Here is a 14544-nt window from a genome sequence, read left to right as displayed (position 1 = left end):
CGATGCGCAGGTCCCCCTGGACAATAACTGGTTGGAGAACCGCATCCGCCCGGTGGCCTTGGGGCGCCGCAATTGGCTATTCGCCGGAAGTCTGCGTGCCGGTCAGCGCGCGGCTGCCATCATGAGCCTGATCCAGTCGGCGAAACTCAATGGTCACGACCCCTACGTCTATTTGAAAGACGTGCTCATGCGACTTCCGACGCAACCCGCCCATCGGATTCATGAACTTCTGCCGCATCGCTGGCAGCTTGAAACCGCTCCCGCTTAGTTCCTCCAAGCGCGATCCGATTCCGGATTGCGTCAACATGGGATCGCCACGCGCTTACTGAAAGTTAAGCCTTGTGTGGCGCATATCGGTAGTCGCCGCCCCACCATTTGAGGGATTTTTAACGTCCAGGGAAGTCCAAGAACCCGCGTAACTGCGGGTTTTTTATTGTCCGACAGAAGGTTGAAACTAGCTGCTTTAGCCGGTGCCGTCGGTGAAGCCGGGCGCGGTCGTTGCCCTTGAGGTCGCCCGCGGGAATGGCGCACAATGCCGGCTACGCCGTCTATGCTTACGGCAGGTTCCTAAATCCTCTATTCCTCCATACGATCACGCATTGCGAGCCGAAAGCCGCTCGACCTTTCCGCTCGATCAGTCACTGAGCTTTTGGGAATAGCAACGCTACTTGATACGAGATTGCAGAACTATGGGCTTTGGCATTAAGACGAAATTGCGGCAATTATGGAGACTACCCGGAGAGTATTTTCTGGGCACCATCACCCATGTGGCGACTGCAGATCCGGTGGTGGCGCTCACCTTTGACGATGGTCCGAATCCCGAGTTCACGCCGGCCTTATTGGATGTTTTGGCCAGACACGGGGCCAAGGCAACCTTTTTTGTGGTGGGTGAGCAGGCGCAAAAGCACCCGGACCTCATCCGGCGCCTCTCGGAAAATGGCCACGCGATCGGCAACCATTCCTGGGACCATCCATCCTTCCCGGATCTCTCGAGCGCTGAGCGCCGCAGGCAGATCAGGGCCTGTGAGAAGGCCTTGGGAGAGCATTCTAGTCGGCTGTTTCGCCCCCCCTATGGGCGCCAGAATCTCGCGGGGCGACTGGACGCGTGGCTGTCCGGGCTTCCGGTGGTCACTTGGAATGTTCCATCGGCCTGGGATTGGCTCCCCAAGGAGCCGGAATGGATGGTGGGGGAGATTCGCAAGCGTCTGCAGCCGGGCAGCATCATTCTGCTGCACGATTCGCTGCATGACCGCTCGCCTTCCGATGCCGGCTACGACAGGCGCCCAACCATCGCGGCGGTGGACCTGCTTCTCACCGAATTGGCCGCTCAGTACGTATTTATCACGATACCGGAACTTTTACGGCGCGGTAAAGTAATCAAGCGGAACTGGTACCAGGATAAGCCTGAATGAATCCAGCTCATTGCCGGAATCGCAGTGGCTTTTTCCAGCAATTTGCGTGCAGAACAATCTTCCGAGCTTGGCGATTCCGTTGCGCCGAAGGGGCCGATTTTGCTCGTTGGCCCACCTCAACCTAACCCCAGTCCTAGGATTCATGTGTCGCCCTCTCAGATTTTGCGGGGCGCTGGATGGTGGAATTCGCACGGCGTGGTTGAATGTATGGTTTTTTTGAACCACTCGGTGTCGCTAAATGCAATGCTAGGCATTGCCCTCTCTGGAATCGAGTTTGGTCCGGGATATGCTTATTCTTGCTAGGCTGTGGGCGTGGGCTTGATCTCATAATCACCGCTTCAAGCGCGCAGGCACTCGGAGCGAGCCGCCGCACATGACTCTGGCTAATGCGGCATTCCGTTTTTAAGTTGCATACATGGATATTTGATGAGCGTCGATCTAAGCATCATTGTGCCTTGCCGTGATTGTGCGGACTTGCTGCGCGAGCAATTGGATGCCCTGACGGAACAGGAGTGGTCCGGTTCCTGGGAAGTCATCGTGGCCGACAACGGCTCGAAGGACAATAGCCGAGCGGTGGCCGAGAGCTATGCCGGGCGGCTGCCGAACTTGAAAGTAGTGGATGCCTCTGAACGCCCAGGTGCTTCCCATGCGCGTAACAAGGCAGCGAGCCTCGCGACTGGAACGTCACTGGCATTTTGCGATGCGGACGATGTAGTCGGTGATGGCTGGGTGGCGGCGATCGGAACGGCGCTGCAGGAACATGATTTTGTCGCGAGCCGCTTCGACACCTTGAAGCTCAACGGCTCGTCCTCTATCGCCGCGCATCAGTGCGGGCAGCAATACGGTGTGCAGCAGTACCGTTACCCGCGTTACCTGCCCCATACCGGCGGCTGTGGCATGGGCGTGAAACGTGCGCTATTCGAGGAGATTGGCGGGTTTGACGAGTCCATGCCCGCTCTTGAAGACACGGATTTTTGCTGGCGGCTGCAGTTGCGGGGAGTTAACCTGGAATTTGCCGGTGACGCGCTGATGCATATCCGACTGCGCCCGGACAACAAGTCATTACATCGTCAGGCGCGTTTGTGGGGTCAATATAACGTTCTGATCTACAAAAAGTATCTGCCGCATGGTATGCCCAGACTGTCGTTGCGGATGGGAGTAAAGAAATGGGTCTACCTGCTGATAGGGCTGGTGCGTGCCTGGAGGTCGGGTTCCGGCATGGAACGCTGGCTATGGCATCTGCACTGGAACATCGGTCGGCTGGTGGGATCGATCAAATATAGGGTAATTGCCCTTTAACCCAGTCGTCCACCTCCCCGGCCAGTGCCCCGAGTTGGGGCCCTGGCCGATATGCCTGCGATCCTTCTCCAGATTGCTGGCGCCGGACATTGCGCGATCCGGCCCAGCACCGGTTTTCGTTCAGCCCAATTCGAGCGGCACGAACATCCGAGTGTTGCCGCGCTGCACCAGCAGGGCCAAGCGCTTGTCTGCGCGCGCCGCTTGCTCACGTAACTCGCCGGCATTGCTGACCGGTTGACCATTGACGGCCAACACCACATCGCCCGGACGGATGCCCGCCTTCGCCGCCGGTCCCGCCACACGTTCAACCAGCAGTCCGCCCGCAATGTCGGTACCCGGCGCTTCGCCAGGCTGGACAGGCCTTACCGCCAGACCCAGGCGGCCTTGCGGCGCCTCGGCCGCGTTCATGGCCAGAGGCTCGGACTGGGGAGCTTCGCCCACTGGCACCGAGATTTCCAAATGCTTGCCACCGCGCCAGACGCCCAGCACTGCTTCCGAGCCCGGCTTGAGGTCGGCGACCAGTGGTGGCAGTTCGCTGGAACTTTGTATTTTTCGGCCATTCAATTGCAGGATCACATCGCCCGGCTGAATGCCGGCCTTGATTGCGGGTCCGTCCGCGGGTACCGAGCCGACCAAGGCGCCTTCCGGTTTTTCCAGTCCGAAGGAATCCGCCAGGGACTGATTGAGTTCCTGAATGCTGATACCCAGCCTTCCGCGGCTGACCTTGCCGTTATCCAGCAACTGGTGCTCCACCTTGAGCGCCACGTCGATGGGCACCGCGAAAGAGAGCCCCTGGTAACCGCCGGTGCGGCTGTAGATCTGTGAATTGATGCCGATGACCTCGCCCTTCAGGTTGAACAGCGGGCCGCCGGAGTTGCCTGGGTTTACCGCGACGTCGGTCTGGATGAACGGCACGTAGCCCTCGTCGGGCAAGCTGCGGGACTTGCCGGATATGATGCCTGCGGTGACCGTGTTCTCGAAACCGAAGGGTGAGCCGATGGCCAGCACCCAGTCGCCCACGCCGCTCGCTACTGGGTCGCCGGTGCGCACGGTGGGCAAATCCTTAGCTTCGATTTTGAGCACCGCGGTATCGGTGGGCTTATCCAGACCAACCACCTTGGCGCGGAATTCACGCTTGTCGGTGAGTTTGACCGTGACTTCGTCCGCTCCTTCGACCACGTGCGCATTGGTGATGATCACCCCGTCAGGCCGCACAATGAAGCCCGAACCCAGGCCGCGGGCGGGCATCTCGCCTTGGGGTGCCGCGGGCGGGCCGAAACGGCGGAAGAAGTCCTGGAAGGGATCGTCGGAATCGCCGGGATATTCTGTCGCGTTCACCTGGCGGTTGCCGCTCACGCTGATGTTGACCACCGCCTTGCCATTTTCGGCGACGATACTGGAGAAATCGGGCAGCTTGACCTGGGCCGCCGGCGCGACGGCGGCGGGCGGCGCGGCTGGGACCGGAGCCGTGGCCGGCGGCTCGTGGTTGGACAGGCCGTACCCCAGGCCCAGGGCGCCGAGGACGGCAGCGGCGATGGCAACACGGTTGAAGTTCTGGCTCTGCATGATGTTTTCCTCGTTGGTCTTTACGCGATGGCTCGCGTTGCGGAAAACATTACGCCGGGAGACTTAAACCTTCCTTAAGGCGAGGCCGGGGGATGTTCGGGCATGGGGAAGGTAAGCCGCACACGCAGTCCCCCCATTTCTGAATCGTCCAGTTCCAGCTTCGCGCGGTGGCGCTCCGCGATGGCCCGCACGATGGCGAGGCCGAGTCCGCTGCCAGGCTCCTCCGCTGTGGTGCCGCGGTAGAAGCGGTCGAAGACGCGCTCGCGCTCGGCCGGCGGGATGCCAGGGCCATTGTCGGAAACCTCCAGCACGATGTTGCCGGCGGGGCGCCGCGTTGCCGCGACATCCACGCGGCCGCCGCGCTGGGTGTAGCGGATTGCATTGCCCACCAGGTTCTCCAGCAGAACCTGCAGCGCTGCCGCATCGGCGCGGAGATGAAGGACTTCTCCCTCATGGCCCGTGTAACCCAGGTCGATGGCTTTTTCCGCCGCGAGCACGGAGTGCCCCGTGATGACGCTCCGCGCCAGTTCGCCCAAATCGAAGTCTTGCAGTGTCGGGCTCTCCGCATCGCTGCCCTGTCGGGCCAGGATCAGCAACTGCTGGACCGCGCGGCTGGCGCGCCGCACACCCGCTTTCAGGTCGGTTGTTGCGGCGGCGCGCTCTTCCTCACAGCCAGCACGTTCGATCAACTGCACCTGCAACTGCAGCGCCGCGATCGGTGTGCGCAACTCGTGCGCGGCATCGGCCACGAAGGCCCGTTGAGCGGTCAGGGCCGCATCCAGCCGGGCGAGGAGGTCGTTGAGGGCGCAGACCACGGGGAGGACTTCTTCAGGCACACGCGCAACCGGCAGAGGGTCCAAGGCTTGGGCGCCGCGACGGGATACGGCCCTGGCCAACTTCTTGAGCGGACTCAGACCCTTTCCGACGATGAGCCAGATCAAGAGGCTCAGCACGGGCAGCAGGACGAAGGCTGGCACCAGTACGCGCGTGGCCGCATTGAGGGCCATGGCGTTGCGCACGCGCATGGGTTGTGCCACCTGGATGATGGATTCGCCCAGCCGGGTTGCGAATACCCGCCACTCCGCATCCGGTGTGGTGATGGAGGCATAACCCAGTTGGGCGAGGCCGGGGAGGGTGCGGTGCGGTTGGGAGAAGTAGACGCGCACGCCATCCGGGTTCCACACCTGGATGACGAAATCGAAGTCTTCCGCCACGGTTTCCGCGGGCGGGGCGAAGCTGTGGTGCACGGCCTGGTCGCGCAGCGAGAGGGCGAGTTGGCGCAGTTGGTAGTCGAACAACTCGTCCACCGCGTCCCGTGCATTGACGTAGATGGCGTAGGTCCCGAGCAGAGTCACCACGGTCATGCCGGCAAGCAGCGCGGCCAGCAGCCGCGCCCTGATCGAGCTCACGGTTCGGCTACCAGCAGGTAGCCAACACCGCGCATGTTGCGGATGCGATCGCTGCCGATCTTGCGGCGCAGGGAATGGATGTAGACCTCCACGGTATTGCTTTCCACCTCCTCCCCCCAGCCGTAGATGCTCTCCTCCAGTTGGGTGCGTGAGAGGGGCGCGCCAGGCCGCTCCAACAGGGCGCTAAGCAGCGCGTACTCCCGGGCCGAAAGCGACACCTGGGCGCCGTTCACCCGAACCTCCCGGGTTGCCGTGTTCACCTGCAGGCCACCCAGATCGATGACCGGTTCGGCCCGCCCTTCCTTGCGCCGGGTCAGGGCCCGGATGCGGGCGCTCAATTCGTCCAGGTCGAAGGGCTTGACGAGATAATCGTCCGCGCCGCTATCCAGCCCCTTGACCCGGTCGCTCACGGCATCGCGCGCGGTGAGTATGATGACCGGCAGGTCTTGCTTGCGCGCCCGCAGCTTGGCCAGCAGGTTCATGCCGTCCATGCGCGGCAGGCCCAGATCCAGCAGCAGCAGTTCGTAGACGCCGTTGGCCAGGGCCAGTTCGGCGGCGACGCCATCCCGCACCCAGTCCACGGCGTAGCCTTCCCGCTTGAGGCCAAGCTGCACGCTTTTTCCGATCATGGTATCGTCTTCGGCCAGCAAGAGGCGCATGGTCGCTCCGTGTTATCTTGCCAAGCATTATCCCGCAAACGCGCGCGCAGCGTCTCGTCTACAGTCCACGCTCGGGTCTGCCGCGCCCCTCATGATGACTAAAACGTGTCCGAAGTCTCCCAGGCCCAGACGGCCGCCGTACCGCGCATCTACCTGGCCCCCATGGAAGGGCTGCTGGATTTCACCCTGCGCGATGTGCTCACCCGTGTCGGCGGCATGGATCTGTGCGTCACCGAGTTTGTGCGCGTGTCGGGCAGCGTGCTGCCCGATCGCTGTTTCCAGCGCATCGCGCCGGAATTGGATCAGGGCGGCATGACGGCGGCCGGCGTTCCGGTGAGGGTGCAGTTGTTGGGCTCGGACCCAGACTTGATGGCGCGCAATGCCGCCCGGCTAGCCCGGCTGCGGCCCGTCGGCATCGACCTCAACTTTGGCTGCCCGGCCAAGACGGTGAACCGCCACTGCGGTGGAGCCATTCTGCTACGGGAGCCGGAACGCCTGCGGGCCATCGTCTCCGCCGTGCGCCGCGCGCTGCCCAATGACGTGCGGCTATCGGCCAAGATGCGCCTAGGTTACGAGGACAAGGGCAAGGCGCTCGACTGCGCAAGAGCCATAGCCGACGGCGGTGCTGAGGAACTGGTAGTGCATGCGCGCACCAAGAGCGAAGGCTATAGGCCGCCGGCCCATTGGGACTGGATCGCTCGGGTGCAAAGTGAGCTATCGATTCCCGTCATGGCCAACGGGGAAGTCTGGAGCCTGGAAGATTACCGCCGTTGCCGCGAGATCAGTGGCGTGATCGACGTGATGCTGGGCCGCGGCATGGTCTCGAACCCAGCGTTGGCTCGGTCCATACGCGCCGGCGAAGACTGCCGGCTGCCCTGGGGGGAGGTGGTGGATCTGCTGCGGGTGTTCTGGGACGCACTCGCCACACGGACCAGCCCCAAGGGCCGCTGCGGCCGCATCAAGCAGTGGCTGGTCTATCTGCGCCTGACCTATCCCGAGGCGCAAATGGCCTTTGCCAGCGTGCGCGCCTTGACCACCCCCGAGGCGCTTGAACGGAGCCTGTTCAATGCCCCTGGGAAATCCTAACGGGCGTAAGCCAGGAGTTCCTTGACGCGAAGGCTGACCGCCGCGTGCTGGAAGGCGACGCTCTTGCAGAGCAGCTTGAATACCCCCCGGTGCCAGGCTGCCATGGCCCGGTTACGGCTCCAGCGCGGCAGCAGCTTGAAGGCGTGCAGGGCAACCAACGCATACTCCCGTGCCAGGGAATAAATGCTGCTGTCCAGCGTGGACAGCAGTGCCATGGAATTGCTGCGTCCGCGCGGGCTGTTGCGCCAGTAGGAGAAGATGCACTGGCTGAGCAAAGAGGACTCCGGGGTCTGTGCCAGGAAGGCCTCGCGCAGTTCCTCCGCCAGAGTACGGCGGGTCAGTTGCAGACGCCCGCAAACCACCGCGTAGCGCCGTAGCGCCGCGGCATAATCGAAACCGGAATCCCGGAGCGCATCGCGCAGGATGGTGGCATCCTTTACCGCTGCGGTAATGCCGGACGCGGTGAGGGGGTGGCAACAGCCGCGGGCGTCACCCATGAGAGCCAGGTTACCCTTGATGCTTGATTCAGGGATTATGCAATAGTTGGCCGTCGCCAGGGGTTTCTCCTTGGCGAGTTCCGCCTCGATATCCGCCCGGAAATCCGCCGGGAAGCGGCTCAAGTGCTCGCGGATGGACTCGCGGTAGTTGGATCCCCTGAGGATTTCGAACATCACCCGGACGCGGTCGGGGGCGATGGCGTAGGCATAGGAAACGCCGGCAGAATTCAGGAAGATGTTGCCGTAGCCCGGATGGGGCAGATGGGTGGCGTCGACCTCGAGCCCCATCATGCCCGAGTAGCGCTGGGTCTCGAACGCGATGCCCGCCATTTTTCGCAATTGGGACATGGGGCCGTCGGCGCCGATGATGAGCCGGGCCTGGATCCGGGTTTGCTTGTCGTTCCCGCTCACCAGCGCCGCGTAGGTGCCGTCCGCCTGGAGGCAGAGTTCGTCCACGCGTGCCCCCGACCACAGGCTAACCCCGGGCATGCGTTGTGCCTTGTCCAGCAATTGCCGTTTCAGGACGTGATGCTCGATGGCAAGTCCAGCGCGCTCCCGGCCACGGACTGTACCGTAGGGCAGACGCATGGGCGCTTCGCCGTCCTGGTCGCTGAAGGGAAACACGGCAAAACCTTCGACCTTGCAGCCGTCGAGCGCATCGGCGTCCATGAGCCCAAGGGCACACAAGCCGTCCACGCCGGGGGGATGGATCAGCTCGCCAGCCAGCTTGCGGCCGTGCTCCGGATCGGGCTCGACAATGAGAATTTCAAGGCCGAGTTCCGATAGAGCCGCGGCGGCGGCAGAGCCGCCGACGCCGCCGCCAGCGATCAGGATATCGACGGTGGTAACGTCCATTTCATAGGTACTCATATCGCTGCGAGATCCTTTTCCGGCCCCCAGGCGCGGACTTGAAGTTTGGCAGATAGGGAATGGGTTTACGGGGCATCATGCCCCGCCCGGTCGGCCTGACCCGCTTTATGCTGGAAGCGAAGGTAACGGTTGAGCGCCCAGACCGGGAAATAAATGGGATACAAGCGGTAGTCCAGCATGGCTGCCCCGAAAAAGACGCCATTGACGGACTTCCCGGGCCACCCGCCGTCGGGTAGCTGTTGCTGTACCAGCCAGGCGATGCCGCGCTCGATGGCGGGATGAGCTGGCGGCAGCACTTCCAGCAGAGCCAGCAGTGCCCAACTGGTCATGACCGCCAGGCTCTCGTTGTGCTCCACGTAGTGGCCGAGCAGGCAACTGGTGTAGTGCTCGCCCCAGCCGCCATCGGCGCGCTGCTTCCGCAACAGCCAAGCCGCGGCCGCTGCGAGGCAGGGGTCGTCGGTGCTCACCCCGGCGGAACGCAATGCCTTGATTACATGGAAAATGGCGTAGGTGTAATTGATGCCCCAAAATCCCGGGTAGGAGCCGTCGGGGAGCTGCTGTTTGCGCAGCAGGGCGATGGCGCGTTGCATGGCCGGGCCGAGGCGACTGTCGTCACGATCCGGGTAGGCGGCCCGGTAATGCGCCAGCGCGGCCAGAGACGAGGCGGTGCATTCGATGTAGGAGAGTTCGGTCATGCACTGGCCGAACATCTCGGATGGGTTGACGACTTCCAGCAGGCGGCCGCCGCGCCGCCGCTCATAGGTGCCGAATCCGCCGTCCGCATTCTGGCGCGAGAGGATGAACGTCACCGCCTCATCGAGACGAGTCAAGTCCACCGGCAGTTGGCCACCGGCGTGCTCCCTCGACAACAGCAGCGCGCTCAGCGCCTCCGCGGCGCAGTCACTGACCGGCCAGCGGTGGGCGCCGTCGGAGAAACACCAGCCGCCACGCGCCGGATCGCGCCAGAAATCGGCAAATTCAGGAATTTCCTCGGTCTGCTGGGCCGCCGCAAGGAATTCACCGCCATGCTTCAAGGCTGGCGCGATCTCCTCTGCGTCGCGTGGTGCGTCGCATAAGGCCTGCATGGCAAACGCGGTGTCCCAGGAGTTGGATCGGGCACCTACGTAGCGCAGTCCCTCGTCTTTGTCTTCCCAGCGCCAGGCTTCGACTCCTTCCAGGCTGGGGCCTAGCTCGGGGTGTTGCGGGTCACTGGCGAACAGGGCCAAGCAATTGAGGATACCGCTCACCGGCGAGATGCCCTGGTATCGTGTGCTACGCTGTTCCTGAACGATGCGCACCAGGCACAGATCCAGTGCCTTGCGACGCAATGCTTGGAGCGGCCGGCGCTCGTAGAGGCCCAGCAGGTCGTAGACCGCGCGCAGAAGCGCACTCACCGGCACATACAGATCGTTGGCCGCGACCCGGTGGCGAGAGCGCTTGAAATCAATGTTTTCGTACCCTTCCGGATACAGTTCGCGGCGCAGCGTCTCCAGGATGGGCGCAGGCAATGGGGCCTGGAAGCGACTGCCCGACAAATAGGCCATGCCCAGGTAGATCAGCCGGGTGTGGCAATAGAAACGGCTGGGATGGAAGGGCAGCCAGCCCGGCAGCAAGAACAGTTCCGGCGGCACCGCATTGAGGCCCCGCCTCGGGTAAAGACCCATCAGGCAGAGCCAGAACTTACCCCAGGTGGGTATGGCCTGCACGCCGTCGGGCTGGGCATGCAGCCAAGCCAGGGCGCGGGCCGGAATCGGGTGTTCCGAATCGACGCCCAGTAGTCGCAGGGCGATATAGGCCAGGGTAGTGAAGAAAACGTAGCCCGGCGACTCGGGATGCATGCCGAAGGAGCCATCAGCCGCCTGGCTCACTTGAAAATGTCGAATGATCGCGGCCGTCTCGGCCGTATCGTAGGGGCGGCCGACCAAGGTGCGCACGATGACAACCTGAGCTAGGATCATGGTGCACCACACCATTTCACCTTCCCAGTCGCCTCGTGGCCTCTGCAGGCTGATCAGCTTGGCCACACCGCGCCGAGCGGCATGCAGTACCGAGGCGCGCAGGGCTGTGGTAGCTTGCGCCGCGGGATGCTCGGCGGGCGGGTTCGAGAAATCAGGTTTCAATAAGTAAATGCCAGTCCGCTGAGGGTTCGTACGATCGCCGTTGATTCCACGACGCTGCCAGAGCCCTGCGAGGAGGCCTTGGGCCTACGCTCACAGTTAAACCCAGGTTGATTGTACGGTTACCGCCTTCCTAGGCGTACGCGTTTGTACGCAATCCAACGTAAGTAGCCGTCATTGTGCGGGAAAAAGGTTGGGGCGTCCAGACTGCGGGGCGTGAAAATGGCGTATGGCCTATTTCCCGCTCAGAACGATGCGGATCATGGCCAGGATGCCGCGGAGTTTCTTGAACAAGCCGGTGTGCCGAACCGTATCAACACCCGGGAGCTTCTGACCTTTGGCCAACTTGGCGAGCTTGCGTTTGACGGCGGGATCGAGCTTGCCGTCGGCCGCCAGTTCCAGGAACAGGGCCTTGACGTTACCCAGGTCGAAGAAGTCCCGCTGCCAGGACCATTGCTGATTGCCGCCGTAGCGGAACCAGGAACCACCCAGGCCCGCCACTTCGTAAGGGGATCCGTTTTCGCGGGTCACCGGGGCGACCTGCCGCCAAATGCCGATCACTTCGCCGAGTTTTTCATCGATCAGGACCCGGTCGTAGGGATAGCGCCAGGCCTCGAAGCCTTCCATATGGAATCCCAGGGCGATGTCCTCGATTTCCTGACGTCCGCGGGCCAAAAACTCCTGGTCCGGCCCCATGTTCCAGCCGTATTCGGCATCCTCGGTGTACATACTGGCCAGGTGCTTGGCCCACACGCCATCCCGTTCCGAATCGCGATTGGCTTGGAGCCAGCGCTCCACCATGGCTTCCAGTTCTTCGCGGGGGTAGGCGGGCATGGGGTCTCCTTCGTGGGCGGCGGCAGGGCCGGGGCGGTGAAACAAAGCGCGGAGTGTAAGCGCTTTTTTCCTTCAGGTGAATGCGTTCTGACGCTTTTGGGCGCTCGACTCACTGCCCGGTTGACCCCGCTCGCGATTGCAGAGAGGATAGGCCGCGCCATGAACGGGCCGGGAACCGAGCCGCCCCACCATCAATCAGCATGCATCGGGAAGATGAACCAGACTACGCGTAAAGAACCGCCCAAGGCGCCGGGCGCCTTGCCCCTGATCGGGCATATCCACCGCTTCGGGAAAAACCCGCACCAATTCATGATGGATCTGCGGCAGCGCTATGGCGAGGCGGCGGAATTCAAGTTGTTTCACCAGAATATGGTGCTTCTGACCGGCAGTCGCGCCAGCGAGGCCTTTTACCGGGCGCCTGATGAAGTGCTGGACCAGGGGCCGGCCTACAAGATCATGACGCCCATCCTGGGCGAGGGCGTGGTGTTCGATGCGCCCATCAAGCGCAAGAACGAGCAGTTGCAGATGCTGATGCCGGCCTTGCGCGACAAGGCCATGCGGACCTATTCCGAGGTCATCGTGGGCGAGGTGGAAGGGCTGATAGCCCGCTGGGGCGGCGGGGGCCAACTGGACCTGCTGGAGTTCACCAAGGAGCTCACCATCTATACCGCCAGCCATTGTCTGCTGGGCCCGGAGTTCCGCTACGAGTTGAATGCCGAGTTCGCTGACATCTACCGCGATCTGGAGCATGGCATCCAGCCCATCGCCTATGTGTTCCCCTATCTGCCCCTGCCGGTGTTCCGCCGCCGCGACAAGGCCAGGGCGCGCCTGCAGACCCTGGTCAGCCAGATCATGGAAAAGCGCGCACAGGAACTGGAACCCGGCACCAATGTGTTCCAGACCCTCATCGACTCCCATTACGAGGACGGCACCAAGCTGACGGCGCGCGAAATCACGGGGCTGCTGATCGCGGCCATCTTCGCCGGTCATCACACCAGCTCCGGCACCACGGCCTGGGTGCTGATCGAATTGTTGCGCAACCCTGAGCACTTGGAGCGGGTGAGGGCGGAACTGGATCAGGTGCTGGGCGCGGACGGCGAGGTAAGTTTCGAGTCCCTGCGCAAGCTGACCGTGCTGGAGAACGTGGTCAAGGAGGTGCTGCGCCTGCATCCGCCCTTGATCATCCTCATGCGCAAGGTGATGCAGGATTTCGTGGCGGGGGATTATCTCATCAAGGCCGGCAAGTTCGTCTGCGCCGCGCCTTCGGTCACGCACCGCATACCGGAGCTGTTTCCCGATCCCGAACGCTTCGACCCAGACCGTTATACGCCGGAGCGGGCGGAAGACAAGGATCTCTATGCCTGGCAGGCCTTTGGCGGCGGACGCCATAAATGCTCGGGGAATGCCTTCGCCATGTTCCAGATCAAGGCCATCATCAGCGTGCTGCTGCGCCGCTTCGATTTTCAACTGGCGGATGCGCCGGACAGTTACCGGGACGACTATCAGAAGATGGTGGTGGAGCCGGCTTCGCCCTGCGCCATCAAGTTCCACGAGCGACAGGCCGTGCGGCCTGCGCCGGTGTCTGCTGAAGAGGCGCACGCTTCTGAGACGGCGGCGGGCCGCTTGCGCATCGAGGTGGATTTCGACCTGTGCAAGGGGCACTCCAACTGCATGACCGAGGCCCCCGAGATCTTCCAGGTGGATGACAAGGGCCATCTGACCGTCTTGCAGGAAACCCCCGATGCGGTCTTGCTGGACAAGGCGCGGGAGGCGGAGAAGCACTGCCCGGCGCGGGCGATCCGGGTGGTGGAAGAGGGCTCCTGAGCGGGTTTGGACCAGCGCGGGCGCTCAGCCGCGGCCCAAGGTCTTGGCCTCGTTGGCGTCGGCGTGCTGCTCCACGAACTCGATGATGAGGGAGGCGATATCCTGGCCGGTGATGCGTTCGATGCCCTGAAGGCCCGGGGATGAATTGACCTCCAGTACCAATGGGCCGTGCCTACCGCGGATCAGGTCCACGCCGGCCATGTTCAGGCCCATGGTTTCGGCGGCCTGCACAGCCGTCTGCCGCTCGGCCTGGGTCAGTTCCGCGTGTCCCGCGTGGCCGCCGCGGTGCAGGTTAGAGCGAAACTCGCCGTCCTTGGCGGTCCGCTTCATGGACGCGACCACCTGACCGCCGATGACGAAACAGCGGATATCCGAACGGTCCGCTTCCCCCACGAATTCCTGCACCAGGAAGTTCGCATCCAGCTTGCGGAACGCGTCGATCACCCCCTCCGCCGCCTGATAGGACTCGGCCAGCACCACGCCCTTGCCCTGGGTTCCTTCCAGCAGCTTGATCACCAAAGGCGGCCCGCCCACCAGCTTGATGAGCGCTTTGATGTCGTCCGGGGTGTGGGCAAAACCGGTCACCGGCAGGCCGACGCCGGCTCGCGCCAGCAATTGCAGGGAACGCAGCTTGTCGCGGGAGCGGCCGATGGCCACCGACTCGTTGAGGGGATAGACCCCCATCATTTCGAACTGGCGCAGCACGGCGAGGCCGTAGAACGTGATTGATGCACCGATGCGGGGAATGACGGCGTCGAAGCCTTCCAGCTTCCTTTCCCGGTGGAAGATTGCAGGGCGCGTCGAGGTGATGTCCATGTAACAGTGCAGGGCGTCCACCACATGGGGTTCATGGCCGCGCTGTTCGGCCGCCTGCACCAGGCGGCGGGTGGAGTAGAGGCGTTCGTTGCGGGACAGGATCGCAATTTTCATCCGGTAATGTACGCAGGCTGGGCGAACCAAAGCGCGTATTA

Annotated in this window: 12 protein-coding genes; 5 read left to right on the top strand and 7 right to left on the bottom strand. The window is 63.0% G+C overall.

The genetic code is table 11. The features are described from left to right. The 3 genes from EK23_RS12755 to EK23_RS12745 form a co-directional block, all read left to right on the top strand. Nucleotides 1-268, top strand: a 268-nt coding sequence (locus EK23_RS12755; protein ID WP_045225735.1) for a transposase domain-containing protein, incomplete at its 5' end; no start/stop codon positions are given. A 421-nt stretch (nucleotides 269-689) separates the two neighbouring features. After that, nucleotides 690-1412 (top strand): polysaccharide deacetylase family protein, encoded by a 723-nt coding sequence (locus EK23_RS12750; RefSeq protein WP_052808157.1) that lies wholly within the window; start codon nucleotides 690-692, stop codon nucleotides 1410-1412. Between the two features lie 426 nt (nucleotides 1413-1838). Further along, on the top strand, nucleotides 1839-2711 hold the full coding sequence (locus tag EK23_RS12745; protein WP_045225734.1) for a glycosyltransferase family 2 protein: 873 nt from the start codon (nucleotides 1839-1841) through the stop codon (nucleotides 2709-2711). Nucleotides 2712-2831: 120 nt separating this feature from the next. Here EK23_RS12745 and EK23_RS12740 read toward each other — a convergent pair whose 3' ends face one another. From EK23_RS12740 to EK23_RS12730, 3 genes are all read right to left on the bottom strand, one after another. After that, nucleotides 2832-4277: a DegQ family serine endoprotease gene (locus tag EK23_RS12740; protein ID WP_045225733.1), complete on the bottom strand. Its 1446-nt coding sequence runs from the start codon at nucleotides 4275-4277 to the stop codon at nucleotides 2832-2834. 74 nt (nucleotides 4278-4351) lie between these two features. Then, on the bottom strand, nucleotides 4352-5686 hold the full coding sequence (locus EK23_RS12735; RefSeq protein ID WP_045225732.1) for an ATP-binding protein: 1335 nt from the start codon (nucleotides 5684-5686) through the stop codon (nucleotides 4352-4354). Further along, a complete protein-coding gene (locus EK23_RS12730; RefSeq protein WP_045225731.1) occupies nucleotides 5683-6345 on the bottom strand; it encodes a response regulator in 663 nt (220 codons plus the stop codon). The genes EK23_RS12735 and EK23_RS12730 overlap by 4 nt, the downstream gene beginning before the upstream one ends. A gap of 105 nt (nucleotides 6346-6450) precedes the next feature. On the opposite strand from EK23_RS12730, the gene EK23_RS12725 reads away from it, so the two are divergent. Continuing rightward, nucleotides 6451-7431: a tRNA dihydrouridine synthase gene (locus tag EK23_RS12725; protein ID WP_200892153.1), complete on the top strand. Its 981-nt coding sequence runs from the start codon at nucleotides 6451-6453 to the stop codon at nucleotides 7429-7431. On the opposite strand, the gene EK23_RS12720 is transcribed toward EK23_RS12725, so the two are convergent. The 3 genes from EK23_RS12720 to EK23_RS12710 form a co-directional block, all read right to left on the bottom strand. Further along, nucleotides 7428-8798, bottom strand: coding sequence for an FAD-dependent oxidoreductase (locus EK23_RS12720; RefSeq protein ID WP_045225730.1), 1371 nt, complete (start codon nucleotides 8796-8798; stop codon nucleotides 7428-7430). The two genes, EK23_RS12725 and EK23_RS12720, sit on opposite strands and share 4 nt — an antisense overlap. A 65-nt stretch (nucleotides 8799-8863) precedes the next feature. Beyond that, nucleotides 8864-10918, bottom strand: a complete 2055-nt coding sequence (locus tag EK23_RS12715) for a 2,3-oxidosqualene cyclase (RefSeq protein WP_052808156.1) — start codon at nucleotides 10916-10918, stop codon at nucleotides 8864-8866. A 231-nt stretch (nucleotides 10919-11149) separates the two neighbouring features. Then, nucleotides 11150-11749 carry a Cif family virulence factor gene (locus EK23_RS12710; protein WP_045225729.1) on the bottom strand — a complete coding sequence of 200 codons (600 nt, stop codon included), beginning with the start codon at nucleotides 11747-11749 and terminating at the stop codon, nucleotides 11150-11152. A gap of 213 nt (nucleotides 11750-11962) precedes the next feature. Between EK23_RS12710 and EK23_RS12705 the strand changes: the two genes are divergently transcribed. Continuing rightward, nucleotides 11963-13573: a cytochrome P450 gene (locus EK23_RS12705; protein WP_045225728.1), complete on the top strand. Its 1611-nt coding sequence runs from the start codon at nucleotides 11963-11965 to the stop codon at nucleotides 13571-13573. A gap of 24 nt (nucleotides 13574-13597) precedes the next feature. On the opposite strand, the gene rimK is transcribed toward EK23_RS12705, so the two are convergent. Then, complete coding sequence (rimK, locus tag EK23_RS12700; RefSeq protein WP_045225727.1) at nucleotides 13598-14503, bottom strand: 30S ribosomal protein S6--L-glutamate ligase; 906 nt, start codon at nucleotides 14501-14503, stop codon at nucleotides 13598-13600. Nucleotides 14504-14544 lie beyond the last annotated feature (41 nt).

The organism is Methyloterricola oryzae (assembly GCF_000934725.1).
Lineage (GTDB): Bacteria > Pseudomonadota > Gammaproteobacteria > Methylococcales > Methylococcaceae > Methyloterricola > Methyloterricola oryzae.
Note: the sequence above shows the minus strand (reverse complement) of the source record. Positions and strands in the feature narration are given on the sequence as shown.